We start from the raw sequence: 14318 nt of genomic DNA, 5'->3' as shown, positions 1-14318 counted from the left end.
TCAGGCGAACCCGTAGGGCAAGTTCGGCGAGGACACGACGCGGACGCCCACGGTTTCGCCATGCGCGAACCGCAGGGCCGCCGCGATGACGCCAGCATCCCCCGCGATGCGGTTGTGGCCCAGGCCGCGCGTGCTGAGCAGGCGCGAACCGGCCCAGTAGCGTGCGTAACGCTCGCCTTCCGACCAAGGCACTTCGCGGTCCTCGACGTCGTGCACGATCAGCGCGGGACGCGCGATGCACGGTGCGTTGCGGTGCGCCTGGAGGTCGTCGAACGCGACACCCACGCGGCGTTCGAAGGAGCAGATCAGCGCGCGCCACAGCCGCTGCGGCAACGCGATCATGCGGGCGAAACGTTCGGTCGCCGCTTCCGGATCCGCCGCCGGTGCAATCAGCACGACGCGGTCGGCCTGCAAGCCGTGCGCGAGTGCAACGCTCGCCGCCGCGCCGCCGAGCGAGTGCGCGACGAGCAGCGCCGCGGGCCCGAATCGTTTGCCCACGGCGAGCAGTGTTTCGGCGAAGACCGGCAGGTTGGTGTGTTGGCCCGAACTGCGTCCATGCGCCGGTTGGTCGAACGCGACGACCGCATAGCCTTCGGCGCGCAAGCGCGGCACCCAGGGCAGGAAGCGCGTGCCGTGGCTCGACCAGCCGTGCGCGAACAACACGTAGGGCTGCCGCTGCGGATCGCCCCAGGTGTAGGTGGCGATGCGCTTGCCGTCGACGGTGATTTCGCCGATGCGGGCATCGCCGACGGGCGCGGCGAGCGCACGCGCGCGGCTGGACCCGAAGGGCGTGGAGAACAACTTGCCGGCAGCGCGCAAGGTCGTCGCGGGTTTGAGCATGCCGAAGACGCGGAACCCCAGGCGCACCGTGGCCAGATGCAGCGAGGAGCGAACGGTCGTGCTAATTCGGGAGGCGGGCGTGGCCATGGGGGAACTCCGGCGTGCGATCAGCGTTGGGGGGCGTAAGCGGCGATCCAGCGTTCGACGGCCGCATCGCCGTGGCGGCGCGCGACGTCGTAACCGAACAGGCCGGCTTCGTGGTGGACGGTCAGCGGAATGGCGTAGAGCTCGAACACGTATTGATCGACGTCGCCCGGTGCGAGGTGACCGGCGTCGATCGACAGTTGCACGGCGCGCGCGAGTTCGTTGCGCCAGCGCCGTTCGTTGTGGACGACGAGGTCGCGCAGCGCGCCGGGGCGGTCGTCGTATTCCATGACCGAGGCCATCAGCACGCAACCACCGACGGCAGCGGTGCTGCGCACCCATTCGAACCAGTGCGCCATGATCGCGCGCAGCCTGGGCAGGCCACGCGTCTGCGAAAGGGAAGGCATCAGCACGGCGTTGCCGAAACGCTGCGCGGCTTCTTCGAGCACCGCCAGCTGCAAGTCTTCGCGCGAACCGAAGTGCGCGAACACACCGCTTTTCGACATGCCGACCGCGGCCGCGAGCGGACCGATCGACAAGCCTTCCACGCCGGAGGCGCGTGCGATGTCGTAGGCCCGCGCGACGATCGTGTCGCGGGTGGCGGCGCCCTTGGGCGTGGCGGTCTGAGTGCTCATGGAGGCGGACATTAGCACGACCGTTCGTATTTGGAGGACCGCTGGTCGGTCAAGGCGATCCCCCATTCAGGGGAGACTAGTCGCGGTAGCGCTTCAGCAGATCCTGGTAGGCGTCGATGCGGCGATCCCGGAGGAAGGGCCAGATGCGCCGTACGTGCTCGCTGCGCTCCATGTCCACTTCGGCCATCAGGATCTCCGGAGTGTCCTGGCTGGCCTCGGCCAGAAATTCGCCCTGCGGGCCGAGCACGTGGCTCGAACCCCAGAAGCGGATGCCCGAGGTGCCCATCGGCGAGGGTTCGTGGCCGACGCGGTTGCAGCTCAACACCGGCAATCCGTTGGCGACCGAATGGCCGCGGTGGCTGAGGATCCATGCGTTGCGCTGGCGATCCTTTTCGTCCTGCGCGTCGTCGGGGTCCCAGCCGATCGCCGTCGGATAGAGCAGCAGTTCCGCACCGGCGAGCGCCATCAGCCGCGCGCCTTCGGGATACCACTGGTCCCAGCACACCATCAGGCCGAGGCGGCCGACGGAGGTGTTGATCGGTTCGAAGCCCATGTCGCCCGGCGTGAAGTAGAACTTCTCGTAGAAGCCCGGGTCGTCGGGGATGTGCATCTTGCGGTACTTGCCCGCGAGCGCGCCGTCGGTTTCGAAGACCACCGCGGTGTTGTGGTACAGGCCCGTCGCGCGTTTTTCGAACAGCGAGCTGACCAGCACGATGCCGTGTTGCTTCGCCAGGCGCGACAAGCGTTCCGTGCTCGGGCCCGGGATGGTCTCGGCGAGGTCGAATTCGCGCACGTCTTCGTGCTGGCAGAAGTACGGGCCGTTGTGCAATTCCTGCAGCAGCACCAGGCGTGCGCCGTTGCTCGCCGCTTCGGCGACGCGCGATTCGATCACGGCGAGATTGTCTTCGGCCGAACCGTGGTTGCGTTCCTGGATCAGCGCGACGGGGAGCTTGGTGGTGCGCGTCATCGCACGAGTCCTTGCGGCAATTGCATCGTGATGCAGTGGAGGCTGCCGTTTTGCCAGATCAGCGGGCGGCAGGGGACTTGCACGATGTCGCGGCCGGGGAAGGCTTTTTCAAGCACCGCGGCGGCCAGCGCATCGGCCGGATCGCCGTAGGAAGGCATGAGCACGGCGCCATCGACGATCAGGAAGTTGGCGTACGACGCGGCCAGGCGACGATCCTCGTCGAGGATCGGCTGCGCCCACGGCAACGGGAACAGGCGATACGGCGCGCCGTCCTTCGTGCGCAGCGCCGCGATTTCATCGGCCATCGCGCGCAATTCGGCGTAGTGCGAATCCGACGGGTCGTCGCAGCCCTGGAAGACGATCGCATCGTCGGGCGCGAGGCGGGCGAGGGTGTCGATGTGCGCGTCGGTGTCGTCGCCTTCGAGGTAACCGGCGTCGAGCCACAACACGCGATCCTGGCGCAGCCAGTCCTTCAAACGCGCTTCGAGCGATGCGCGATCGTCGTCCGGATGGCGCTCGTGCAGGCAACGCCAGGTGGTGAGCAGCGTGCCGGCGCCATCGGTTTCGATCGCGCCGCCTTCGAGTGCGAAATCGATGGGCGTGCGTTGCGCGTGTTCGAAGACGCCTTGTTCGACGAGGCGTTCGATCAACTGGTCGTCGCGGCTGGCTTCGAACTTGCCGCCCCAACCGGTGAACCGGAAATCGAGCAGGCGGAAACCCTCGGGCGTGCGCAGCGTGATCGGGCCGGAGTCGCGCAGCCAGGTGTCGTCGTATTCGACTTCGACGAAGCGCACGCGCGACAGATCCACGCGCGCCGAGCGCAAGCGCGCCTCGGCATACGTCTGCAGGTCTTCGTCGGCCACGCACACGATCACGCGCGTGTAGCGCACGAGCGCGGCGACGAGCGCGATGTAGGTTTCCTCGACTTCACCCAGGCGGTCGGCCCAGTCGGTGTCGGCGTGCGGCCAGGCGATGAGCACCGCGGACTGGGATTCCCACTCCGCGGGGAAGCGTGTTGCGAGTTCGGGCATCAGCGGATGGCGGGCTTCGGGCCGACTTCGTTGGCGTCGGCCTTGTTGGCGACGGCGTCGATGACGCGGTTCTTCTCGAAGTAGACGGTGAACGTGGGATAGGACCAGCGGTTGATGGTCGGCCACTGGTGCTTCTGGCCGCCGCGCGGGTCGAGCTTGCTGGTGGGCGCGCCGAACCTGGATTCGACTTCCTGCGCGCTCATGCCGCGGGCCGGCATGGCGGCGGTGTTTTCCTCGCGCACGCGTTCGATCAGCAGCGTGTCGCCTTCGGTGACACGGGGTTGCTGGACCGGAGCGGTGTCCTGCGCGAAGGCGGCGCCGGCGCAGGACAGGGCGAAGATGGATGCGGCAACGATGCGGACGACCATGCGGACTCTCCCCGTTTGGCATTCAAAGCTGAATGCAGGTGGGCGGGATTGTAAGCACGAACCCGGCGCCGAAAATGCGAAAGCCGCCTCGCGGCGGCCTTCGTGTTCCCGGCGAATCGAATCGCTTAGCGCTGGCGCGCCTTGAAACGCGGGTTGGACTTGCAGATCACGAAGACCTTGCCACGACGGCGGACCACCTTGCAGTCGCGGTGACGGGCCTTCGCCGACTTCAGGGAGGACAGGACCTTCATGACGAACCTCGGCAACGGTTGAATGTGGATGGGTGGAGCGAAGCCGCGCATTCTGACGGGTTTTCTTCGGCCGCTCAAGTGGTTGCACTACAATCGTTCCCCATGACCGAAGCCCAGCCCGACCACCCGCCCATTCCCGTCCTCACCATCGACGGCCCCTCCGGCTCCGGCAAGGGCACCATCAGCCGCCACGTGGCCCAGCGCCTGGGCTGGCATTACCTGGATTCGGGCGCCCTCTACCGCGCGGTCGGCATCGCCGCCGGCTGGAACGACATCGACCTGTCCGACGCCTCGGCCCTGGTCCGCTGCACCTTCGATACGCAGATCGACTTCCGCGAGGGGCAGGGCGGCGACGAGCCCCGCGTGATCGTGAACGGGGTCGACGCCACGGACGACCTGCGGACGGAAACCGCCGGTGCGGCCGCCTCGGCCATCGCCGCCATCCCCGAGGTCCGCGCCGCGCTGAAGGAGGCCCAGCGGGCCTATCGGCGCCCGCCGGGCCTGGTCGCCGACGGCCGGGACATGGGCACGGTGATCTTCCCCGATGCCGCCATCAAGGTCTTCCTGACGGCCAGTGCCGAGGAAAGGGCCGAAAGGCGCCATAAGCAGTTGAGCGAGAAGGGAGTTTCCGTTACATTGCCCGGTCTGTTGCGCGAGATCCTCGCCCGCGACGCCCGCGATGCGAACCGGGCAGTGGCGCCCCTGCGGCCGGCCGATGACGCCGTCCGCATCGACACCACCGGCCTTTCGATCGAAGCCGTCGTCGAGCGCGTGCTGGCATTGCTGCCGGCACGCTGAGCGTCGTTACCGCGTTACGGACAAAGCCCTCGACGCGCATGGGTGCGCGCCGCGGTCCATCACTCCAACCCCCTGGTCGCTTCATCCCGAAGCACCGCCTGAGAATTTCCTAATGTCCGCTGCAATGACCGAATCTTTTGCCGAACTGTTCGAACAGAGCCAGGCCGGCCTGGCCAAGCTCAAGCCCGGCTCCATCGTCACCGGTGTCGTCGTCGAGGTCCGTACCGACGTCGTCGTGATCAACGCCGGCCTGAAGTCCGAAGGCATCGTGCCGATCGAACAGTTCCGCAACGACGCCGGCGAGATCGACGTTGGCGTGGGCGATGAAGTGAAGGTCGCCCTCGACTCGCTCGAGAACGGCTTCGGCGAAACCGTGCTGTCCCGCGAGAAGGCCAAGCGCGCGATGGTGTGGGACGAACTCGAGGAAGCGCTCGAGAAGAACGAAACCATCACCGGCCGCATCAGCGGCAAGGTCAAGGGCGGTTTCACCGTCGACATCAAGGACGTCCGCGCATTCCTGCCCGGTTCCCTGGTCGACGTGCGCCCGGTCCGCGACCCGGTGTACCTGGAAGGCAAGGAACTCGAGTTCAAGCTCATCAAGCTTGATCGCAAGCGCAACAATGTCGTCGTCTCCCGCCGCGCGGTGGTCGAGAGCGAACATTCGGAAGAGCGCGAGCAGCTGCTCGAGAAGCTGGTCGAGGGCGCCGTGCTCAAGGGCGTCGTCAAGAACCTCACCGACTACGGCGCGTTCGTGGACCTCGGTGGCATCGACGGCCTGCTGCACATCACCGACATGGCCTGGAAGCGCGTGCGCCATCCGTCCGAAGTCGTGGAAGTCGGCCAGGAGCTCGACGTCCGCGTGCTCAAGTACGACCGCGAGCGCAACCGCGTCAGCCTCGGCCTCAAGCAGCTGGGCGAGGATCCGTGGGACAACATCGCCCGTCGTTACCCGGCCAACACCCGCGTGTTCGGCAAGGTCTCCAACGTCACCGATTACGGCGCGTTCGTCGAAATCGAGCCGGGCGTCGAAGGCCTGGTCCACGTGTCCGAAATGGACTGGACCAACAAGAACGTCAACCCGTCCAAGGTGGTCCAGGTTGGCGACGAAGTGCAGGTCATGGTGCTCGACGTGGATGAAGAGCGTCGCCGCATCTCGCTCGGCATGAAGCAGGTCACCAGCAATCCGTGGGAAACCTTCGCGGCCATCCACAAGAAGGGCGACAAGGTGTCGGGCCAGATCAAGTCGATCACCGACTTCGGCGTCTTCATCGGCCTGGACGGCGGCATCGACGGTCTCATCCACCTGTCGGACATCAGCTGGAACTCCACCGGCGAAGACGTCGCGCGCAACTTCAAGAAGGGCGACAACCTCGACGCCGTCGTGCTCGCGGTCGACCCGGAACGCGAACGCATCTCGCTGGGCGTCAAGCAGCTCGAGCAGGATCCGTTCGGCCAGTACATGGCGGCCAACCCGAAGGGCTCGAAGGTCAAGGGCACCGTCAAGGAAGTGGACGCCAAGGGCGCGACCATCGACCTGGGCGAGGGCGTGGAAGGCTACGTGTCGGTCCGCGACATCTCCTACGACCGCATCGAAGACGCCAGCCAGCACCTGAAGGTCGGCGACGAAATCGAAGCCAAGTTCACCGGCATGGACCGCAAGGGCCGCACGCTGCAGTTGTCGATCAAGGCCAAGGACGAGGCGGACACCGCCGAAGCCATGGCCGAGTACAACAAGGCGTCGGACGCTTCCACGGGCACCACGCGCCTCGGCGCGCTGCTCCGCGAGCAGCTGAACAACAAGTCCGAGTAAGAGCAGCATCGCGAAGGCGGCCCGGTCATCGGGCCGCCTTTCGCACAAGCAGGAAACGCCAAGCACTCCACTGCCTGCATCAGACGAGCCAGAATGACCAAGTCCGAACTGATCGAGATCCTCTCCGCGCGCCAGGGCCACCTGAAGGCGGACGACGTCGATCTCGCGGTGAAGTCCTTGCTCGAGATGATGGGCGGGTCGCTCAGTGGCGGCGAACGCATCGAAATCCGCGGTTTCGGCAGCTTCTCGCTGCACTACCGTCCGCCCCGCCTGGGGCGCAACCCGAAGACCGGCGATTCCGTCGCGCTCCCGGGCAAGCACGTCCCGCATTTCAAGCCCGGCAAGGAACTCCGCGAACGCGTCAGCGCCGTGGTGCCGGTCGAACCGGACGCATGAGTTCATCGGCTAAGCTGACCTCTCCCATGCGAAGGAGCCGCAGCGCCGAATGATCCGATTGATCCGTCTCCTGATCGCCCTTGCATGCCTCGCGGCAGGCATCGTCGTGGGTGCGCTCAACCCGCAGGCGGCGGTCCTCGACTTCGGTTTCGCACGCGCGACGAGCTCGCTCGGCGTGATCGTGCTGGTCTCGCTGCTAGTCGGCGTCATCGCCGGCGGCCTGGCCCTGGCGGCGAGCGTCATCCTGCCGATGCAACAACGCCTGCGCCGCGCGCAGAAGCCCGACGCGCGTTCGCGCGACGCAACCTCCGACAACGACCGGACGCTCCCCTGACGCATGCTGGAATTCGTCAACCAGTGGTTCTGGTTCTTCCTTCTCCTGCCGCTGGCGGCATGGAGCGGCTGGCTCATCGGCCGGCGCGGTGGCGAGCGCCACAGCGACACGCAGGTCAGCCGCCTGTCGACCACCTACTTCCGCGGCCTGAACTACCTGCTCAACGAGCAGCCCGACAAGGCGATCGAAGTGTTCCTGCGCATCGCCGAACTCGACAAGGACACGTTCGAAACGCAAGTCGCGCTCGGGCATCTGTTCCGTCGTCGCGGTGAAGTCGATCGCGCGATCCGCTTGCACCAGGCACTCGTGCAACGGCCAGATCTGTCGGACCAGCAGAAGGTGCAGGCGCTGCTCGCGCTCGGCGAGGACTACATGCGCTCGGGCTTGCTCGATCGCGCCGAGACCGTCTTCAGCGACCTGGTGCGCCTGGACATGCGCGCGCCGCAAGCGCTCAAGCACCTGATCGGCATTTACCAGGCCGAACGCGACTGGGCGAAGGCGATCGAGAACGCCACGCGCTACGAGGAAATCACCGCCGAACCGATGGGCAAGCTGGTCGCGCAATTCGAATGCGAACTCGCCGACCGCCATCGCGCCGCGGGCGAAGTGGAAGCCGCGCGCGCCGCCGTCGCCCGCGCCTACCAGGCCGATGCGAACTCCGTGCGCGCCGGCATCCTCGAAGGCCGCATCGAACTCGAAGACGGCAACGATGCCGCCGCCATCCGCGCCTTCGAGCGCGTGGCGCGCATCGACGCCGACTATCTCCCGGAAATCCTGCCGCAGTTGCTGCCGGCCTACGAACGCGTGGGCGATCTGTCGGGCGCGCGCAGTTTCCTCACCGAGATGATTGAGCACTATCGTGGCGTTGCGCCCGTGCTCGCATTGACCAGGATGGTCGAAGCGGAGGAGGGCGTGTCTTCGGCGCGTGCGTATCTCGCGCAACAGTTGAAGGATCGTCCGTCCGTGCGCGGCGAAGCGGCGTTGATCGACCTCACTCTCGCCGATGGCGGCGATCCGGCCGCCACGCTGGAAGACCTCAAGCACATCACCGACCAGTTGCTCGTGCGCAATCCGAGCTATCGCTGCAACCGCTGCGGTTTCGGTGCGCGCGCGCATCATTGGCAATGCCCCAGTTGCAAGGAATGGGGTTCGATCAAGCCGCTGCTGAACTACGCGGTCGTTTGATGTCCCCGGTTTGGTTGCTCGCGAGCCTGCTGATCGGACTGGGGGGCACCTGGTTCGCGCGTGCGTATGCGCTGCGTCGCGGCGTCGTCGATGCACCGGGCGAACGTCGCGCGCACACCACGCCGACGCCACGCGGCGGTGGGGTTTCGATCGTCGTCGCGCTGTTGCTGGCGGGCGCCGTGTTGCTGCAATCCTTGGCCGACCCGTTCGAACTCGGCTGCGCGCTCGCAGGCCTGGTGTTGGTCGCGGGCGTGGGCCTGCTCGACGATCACCGCCCCATGTCGCCGTGGGTCCGACTGGTGGTGCAGGCCGTCGCCGCGGCGCTGCTCGCGGCCGGTGTCTGGCACCAGGCCGGTGAACCGATCCTCGCCCTTGCGGCATTCGTGCTGGCGATGGCGCTGACGAACATCTGGAACTTCATGGACGGGATCGACGGCATCGCCGCGACCCAGGCCCTGCTGTGCGCACTCGCGATCGGCCTGCTGGGTTCGGGCACGTGGGCGTGGTGGGCCTTCGCGCTGGCTGCGGCGACGGTGGGCTTCTTGCCCTTCAACTTTCCGAAGGCGCGCATCTTCCTCGGTGATGTCGGAAGCGGAGCGCTCGGGTTCGCGCTGGCCGCGTTACTCATCCGGGCGGCGGAGACCTCGCCGTTGAATGCGGGGTTGTGGGCGCTGCCGATCTCGGCCTTTGCGATCGATGCAACGCTGACGCTCGCGCGCCGCGTGCTGCGCGGGGAGCGCTGGTGGCAGCCGCATGCGCAGCATCTGTATCAGCAATGGGCGCGGCGCACGGGCTCGCACGTCAGGGTCACGCTGGCTTATGCAGGATGGACGCTCGCCGCCATCGTCCTGATGGCGACGCTCTCAGGTCAGGGACATGACTCGTTGCGGGTGTCGATCGTCGTCGTCGCGTGGTATACCGCCGGTATTGGGGCGTGGTGGATGCTGCAAAGGGAAGGGAGTGCCGCGGTGAAGGAAAGCACCCGATGATGTCGTGGCGTCCGAACTGGGCGTCGGCCTTGCCGCGGACCGCGGTCCTGGCCCATGACCTGATCATGGTTTGGCTCAGCTGGAACGGCCTGCGGCTCGTCCGCCATGGGCTCGCCGGCACGCCGGTCGATGTGCCGTCGCTGACCTCGCCGGAAATGCTGCTCGTGCTCATCGCGCAGGGCCTGGTGCTGTGGCGCGTGGGCCTGTATCGCGGGCTGTGGCGTTTCGCCAGCGTGCCCGACCTGTTCAACCTGGCGAAGGCCGCGGTCCTGGGCGTCATCGCCATCACCCTCGGCCTGTTCCTCTACAACCGCCTGGCGACGGTGCCGCGCACGGTGCTGATTCTGTATCCCTTCGCGCTCGTCGGCCTGCTCGGCGCGCCGCGACTGCTGTATCGCGTGTGGAAGGAACACACGCTCGCGCGCACGCATGCGCAGGGCGTGCGCGTGCTGATCCTCGGTGCGGGCCTGGCCGGCGAAGCGCTCGTTCGGGACTTGCGTCGCACGGGCGCCTACGAACCCGTCGGCTTCCTCGACGACGCCGCGCAACTGCGCGGCAGCAAGTTGCAGGGCGTGCCGGTGCTCGGCCCGATCGCCGACCTGGAATCCATCGCGCGCGAAACCGCCGCACGCCTGATCGTCATCGCGATGCCGTCCGTGCACGCCACGCTGCTGCAGCGCGTGGTTGCGGTGTGCGAACGCACCGGCATTCCCTTCCGCATGGTGCCGCGCCTGGACGACATGCTCGAAGGGCGTTCGCAGCCAGGCGAACTGAAGGAAGTTGCGATCGAGGACTTGCTGGGCCGCAGCCCGGTGATGCCGGACTGGAAGGCGATCCGCGGCTGGCTCGGCGGGCGTTCGGTGCTCGTCACCGGTGGCGGCGGATCGATCGGTGCGGAGTTGTGCCGCCAGTGCGCCAAGCACGGCGCACGACGCGTGGGCATCGTGGAGATCGACGAACTCGCGCTCACCACCACAGTCGCCGAACTCAAGCGCGATTTCCCCGACCTGGACTGCGTGCCGCTGCTCGGCGATTGCGGCGACCCCGCGGTGATCGCGCACGCACTGCGCCTGTCCGAACCCGACGCGGTCTTCCACGCCGCGGCCTACAAACAGGTACCGCTGCTCGAAGACCAGTTGCGCGAAGCCGTGCGCAACAACGTACTCGCCACCGACACGGTCGCGCACGCCTGCCACGAAAACGGCGTCGGCACCTTCGTGCTGATCTCCACCGACAAGGCGGTCGATCCGGTCAACGTGCTCGGTGCGACCAAGCGCCTGGCGGAAATCGCATGCCAGTCGCTCGTCGACCGGCGCTCCACGCGCTTCGTCACCGTGCGTTTCGGCAACGTGCTCGATTCGGCCGGCAGCGTCGTGCCCCTGTTCCGCGAACAAATTCGCAAGGGCGGCCCGGTCACGGTCACCGACCCCGAGGTCACGCGCTTCTTCATGACGATCCCCGAAGCCTGCCAGTTGATCCTGCAGGCTTCGGCGATCGGCGCGCACGAAGCGGTCTACACGCTCGACATGGGCGAACCGGTCGCGATCCGCGTGCTGGCCGAGCAGATGATCCGCCTGGCGGGCAAGCAGCCCGGGCGCGACATCGCGATCGTCTACTCGGGCCTGCGTCCGGGCGAGAAATTGCACGAGACGCTCTTCCACGCCGACGAGCGCTATCGCCCGACCTCGCATCCGAAGATCCTCCAGGCCGAACCGCGCGCGGTCTCGCCCGAGGCCGTGCACGAGGCGCTCGCGCAACTGCGCGAAGCCTGCGGCCGTTACGACCTGGAGATCATGTCCCGGGTGTTGCGCGCGGCGGTGCCCGAATTCGCGCCTGCACCCGCCGTGCACGCGCAGGCCGCCACCGTGGTGGCCTTTCCCGCCCGCAACGCCCGCAGGATCTGATGACCCCGATCGCCCCCAATTCCACGCGCCGCGTGCGCAAGGCCGTGTTTCCCGTCGCCGGCCTGGGTACGCGCTTCCTTCCCGCCACGAAGACCGTGCCGAAGGAAATGCTGCCGATCATCGACAAGCCGCTGATCCAGTACGCCGTCGACGAAGCCATCGAAGCCGGTTGCGACACGCTGGTGTTCATCACCAACCGTTACAAGCACGCGGTCGCCGATTATTTCGACAAGGCCTACGAACTCGAACAGAAGCTCGAGCGCGCCGGCAAATACGAGCAACTGGAACTCGTGCGCAACGTGCTGCCGCCCGGCGTGCGCGCGGTGTTCGTCACGCAGGCCGAAGCGCTCGGCCTCGGCCACGCGGTGTTGTGCGCGAAGGAAGTGATCGGCAACGAGCCCTTCGCCGTGTTGCTGCCCGACGACCTGATCTGGAACCGCGGCCCCGGCGCGCTCAAGCAGATGACCGACCACGCCGCCGAATCCGGTGCCAGCGTGCTCGCGGTGCAGGACGTCCCGCGCGACAAGACCAGCAGCTACGGCATCGTGGCCACCGGGGATTTCACGGGTCGCAAGGGCCGCATCAGCGCGATCGTCGAAAAGCCGGAGCCCGAAGACGCGCCAAGCACGCTCGCCGTCGTCGGCCGCTACGTGCTCGACAGCCGCATCTTCGAACTGCTCGAACAGGTAAAGCCGGGCGCGGGCGGCGAGATCCAGCTCACCGATGCCATCGCGCAATTGCTCGTCGAGCAGGACGTCGATGCGTATCGCTTCCGCGGCACGCGCTTCGACTGCGGCACGCACATCGGCCTGATCGAAGCGACGATCCGCTACGCGCTCGACCACGAAAAACTCAGCGAAGCCGCGGCGCGCACGATGCAGACGGCGCTCGACGAACTGGGCGTGGTCGAACTGAAGTAGGGCAGGGCGGCCCGGTGCGATGCCTGCTCCCTTCGCCGCCTCGCCCATCGGAGATGTCCTGATCGCGATCGCGCAGATCGGGGTCGCGCTGGCGGGCTTTTCCGGTTTGATCGCGGCGATCCGCACGACGGCGCCGGAAGGTTGGCATCCGCGCGATCCCTGGTCGCTGTCGTGGATGCTCGCGACGAGCATCGGCGCATTGATGCTCGCCTTGTTGCCCCTGTGGCTCGGTTTGTTTCCGTGGTCGACCGACCGCGTGTTCCGCATCTCGTGCGGCGTGACGTGCATCTATACCGCCGTGCTGGTCGTCGTGCGCTCGATCGCGGGTCGGCGCCTGACGCGCGCCGGTTACCCGCCGCGCGTGCCGTATTTTCCGCTCACGCTGACCTGTTTGCTGACGGCGGCGGCGATCGCCAGCGGCCTGGGGGCCTTCGGCGTGCTCGGCGAGGACATCGTGCCGGTGTTCGCCGGCTGCCTGTTCGTGCTGTTGCTCGCCTCTGTCCTTGTGCTGGCGATTTTCCTGATCCTGCTCGCGCGGTCGTTCGACAACACGCCGCGCGACAAAGGGCCCGACGAATAGCCGGGCCCGAATCGGTCACACCGCTTCGAAGATCCCCGCCGCGCCCATGCCGGTGCCGATGCACATCGTCACCAAGCCGTACTTGAGCTTGCGACGCTGCAGGCCGTGCACGATGGTCGCGGTGCGCACCGCACCGGTCGCACCGAGCGGATGGCCGAGCGCGATCGCGCCGCCGAGCGGATTGACCTTCGCCGGATCCAGCTTCGAATCGCGGATCACCGCGAGCGCCTGTGCGGCGAAGGCTTCGTTGAGTTCGATCCAGTCGATCGCATCGATCGACAAGCCGGCCTGCGACAGCGCCTTCGGAATCGCCGCGATCGGGCCGATGCCCATCACTTCCGGGCGCACGCCGGCGACGCTGAAGCTGCGGAACTTCGCCAGCGGCGTCAGCCCGTAATCCTTGATCGCCTGTTCCGAAGCAAGCAGCACCGCGGCCGCGCCATCGCTCATCTGCGAACTGTTGCCCGCGGTGACCGTGCCGCCGAACTGGCCGTTGCGGAACACCGGGCGCAGCTTGGCGAGCCCTTCCAGCGAGGTGTCGGGACGCGGGCCTTCATCGCGCTTCACGATGCGGCGCACTTCCTGGATGACGTTTCCGTCGGGCAAATGCGAGATCACTTCGTAGGGCGTGATTTCGGCATCGAATTCGCCGGCCTGCATCGCCGCGAGCGCCTTCTGGTGCGAGGCCAGCGCGAACGCATCCTGGTCTTCGCGCGAGACCTTCCATTCCTCGGCGACCTTCTCGGCGGTGATGCCCATGCCGTAGGCGATGTTGATGTTTTCGCCGCCCTGCGCGAACACCGCCGGGCTCAGCGCCACCTTGTTGCCCATCATCGGCACCATCGACATCGATTCGGTGCCGCCGGCGAGCATCAGGTCGGCATGGCCGAGGCGGATCTGGTCGGCGGCGAGCGCAACGGCCTGCAGACCCGACGAACAGAAGCGGTTGATCGTCTGCGCCGCGATGGTGTGCGGCAGGCCCGCGAGCAACGCGCCGATGCGCGCGACGTTCATGCCTTGCTCGCCCTCGGGCATCGCGCAGCCGATGATGATGTCGCCGATGCGCGAAGCATCGATGCCCGGCGCCTGCGCGACCACGCTGCGCAGCGCGTGCGCGAGCATGTCGTCGGGGCGGGTGTTGCGGAACACGCCGCGCGGCGCCTTGCCGACGGGCGTGCGGGTGGCCGCGACGATGTAGGCCTCTTGTACTTGCTTGGTCATGTCAG

General features: G+C 67.1%; 16 protein-coding genes. 9 read left to right on the top strand and 7 right to left on the bottom strand.

Annotated elements, in window-relative coordinates; all coding sequences use genetic code 11:
- The 6 genes from AC1DOM_RS08790 to ykgO all read right to left on the bottom strand — a co-directional run bounded on the left by AC1DOM_RS08790 (position 1) and on the right by ykgO (position 4176).
- Positions 1–927 (bottom strand): alpha/beta hydrolase, encoded by a 927-nt coding sequence (locus tag AC1DOM_RS08790; RefSeq protein ID WP_498962301.1) that lies wholly within the window; start codon positions 925–927, stop codon positions 1–3.
- 20 nt (positions 928–947) lie between these two features.
- Complete coding sequence (locus tag AC1DOM_RS08785; protein WP_498962299.1) at positions 948–1559, bottom strand: TetR/AcrR family transcriptional regulator; 612 nt, start codon at positions 1557–1559, stop codon at positions 948–950.
- 76 nt (positions 1560–1635) lie between these two features.
- The gene (locus tag AC1DOM_RS08780) at positions 1636–2526 is read right to left on the bottom strand and encodes a carbon-nitrogen hydrolase (protein WP_498962297.1); all 891 of its coding nucleotides are present in this window, start codon (positions 2524–2526) and stop codon (positions 1636–1638) included.
- The gene (locus AC1DOM_RS08775; RefSeq protein ID WP_498962295.1) at positions 2523–3557 is read right to left on the bottom strand and encodes an agmatine deiminase family protein; all 1035 of its coding nucleotides are present in this window, start codon (positions 3555–3557) and stop codon (positions 2523–2525) included. Before AC1DOM_RS08775 ends, AC1DOM_RS08780 begins: the two co-directional genes overlap by 4 nt.
- Positions 3557–3925, bottom strand: coding sequence for a hypothetical protein (locus AC1DOM_RS08770; protein ID WP_498962293.1), 369 nt, complete (start codon positions 3923–3925; stop codon positions 3557–3559). The genes AC1DOM_RS08775 and AC1DOM_RS08770 overlap by 1 nt, the downstream gene beginning before the upstream one ends.
- A 125-nt stretch (positions 3926–4050) precedes the next feature.
- Positions 4051–4176 carry a type B 50S ribosomal protein L36 gene (gene ykgO, locus AC1DOM_RS08765; RefSeq protein ID WP_010342887.1) on the bottom strand — a complete coding sequence of 42 codons (126 nt, stop codon included), beginning with the start codon at positions 4174–4176 and terminating at the stop codon, positions 4051–4053.
- A 102-nt stretch (positions 4177–4278) separates the two neighbouring features.
- On the opposite strand from ykgO, the gene cmk reads away from it, so the two are divergent.
- From cmk to AC1DOM_RS08720, 9 genes are all read left to right on the top strand, one after another.
- Entirely contained in the window at positions 4279–4974 is a 696-nt protein-coding gene (gene cmk, locus AC1DOM_RS08760; protein WP_498962291.1) for a (d)CMP kinase, read from the top strand.
- A gap of 124 nt (positions 4975–5098) precedes the next feature.
- Entirely contained in the window at positions 5099–6784 is a 1686-nt protein-coding gene (gene rpsA, locus AC1DOM_RS08755) for a 30S ribosomal protein S1 (protein WP_498962289.1), read from the top strand.
- A gap of 27 nt (positions 6785–6811) precedes the next feature.
- A complete protein-coding gene (locus AC1DOM_RS08750; RefSeq protein ID WP_498962505.1) occupies positions 6812–7180 on the top strand; it encodes an integration host factor subunit beta in 369 nt (122 codons plus the stop codon).
- A 49-nt stretch (positions 7181–7229) separates the two neighbouring features.
- Entirely contained in the window at positions 7230–7514 is a 285-nt protein-coding gene (locus tag AC1DOM_RS08745) for a LapA family protein (protein ID WP_498962287.1), read from the top strand.
- A 3-nt stretch (positions 7515–7517) separates the two neighbouring features.
- Entirely contained in the window at positions 7518–8699 is a 1182-nt protein-coding gene (gene lapB / locus AC1DOM_RS08740) for a lipopolysaccharide assembly protein LapB (RefSeq protein WP_498962285.1), read from the top strand.
- The gene (locus AC1DOM_RS08735) at positions 8699–9688 is read left to right on the top strand and encodes an MraY family glycosyltransferase (protein ID WP_498962283.1); all 990 of its coding nucleotides are present in this window, start codon (positions 8699–8701) and stop codon (positions 9686–9688) included. Before lapB ends, AC1DOM_RS08735 begins: the two co-directional genes overlap by 1 nt.
- Positions 9685–11592, top strand: coding sequence for a polysaccharide biosynthesis protein (locus AC1DOM_RS08730; protein WP_498962281.1), 1908 nt, complete (start codon positions 9685–9687; stop codon positions 11590–11592). Before AC1DOM_RS08735 ends, AC1DOM_RS08730 begins: the two co-directional genes overlap by 4 nt.
- Complete coding sequence (gene galU / locus AC1DOM_RS08725; RefSeq protein WP_498962279.1) at positions 11592–12512, top strand: UTP--glucose-1-phosphate uridylyltransferase GalU; 921 nt, start codon at positions 11592–11594, stop codon at positions 12510–12512. The genes AC1DOM_RS08730 and galU overlap by 1 nt, the downstream gene beginning before the upstream one ends.
- Positions 12513–12531: 19 nt before the next feature.
- On the top strand, positions 12532–13092 hold the full coding sequence (locus tag AC1DOM_RS08720; protein ID WP_498962277.1) for a hypothetical protein: 561 nt from the start codon (positions 12532–12534) through the stop codon (positions 13090–13092).
- Positions 13093–13107: 15 nt separating this feature from the next.
- On the opposite strand, the gene AC1DOM_RS08715 is transcribed toward AC1DOM_RS08720, so the two are convergent.
- A complete protein-coding gene (locus tag AC1DOM_RS08715; RefSeq protein ID WP_498962275.1) occupies positions 13108–14313 on the bottom strand; it encodes an acetyl-CoA C-acyltransferase in 1206 nt (401 codons plus the stop codon).
- Positions 14314–14318 lie beyond the last annotated feature (5 nt).

The organism is Lysobacter sp. P5_B12, from assembly GCF_056400425.1.
This window is presented reverse-complemented; position numbering and strand designations above follow the sequence as displayed.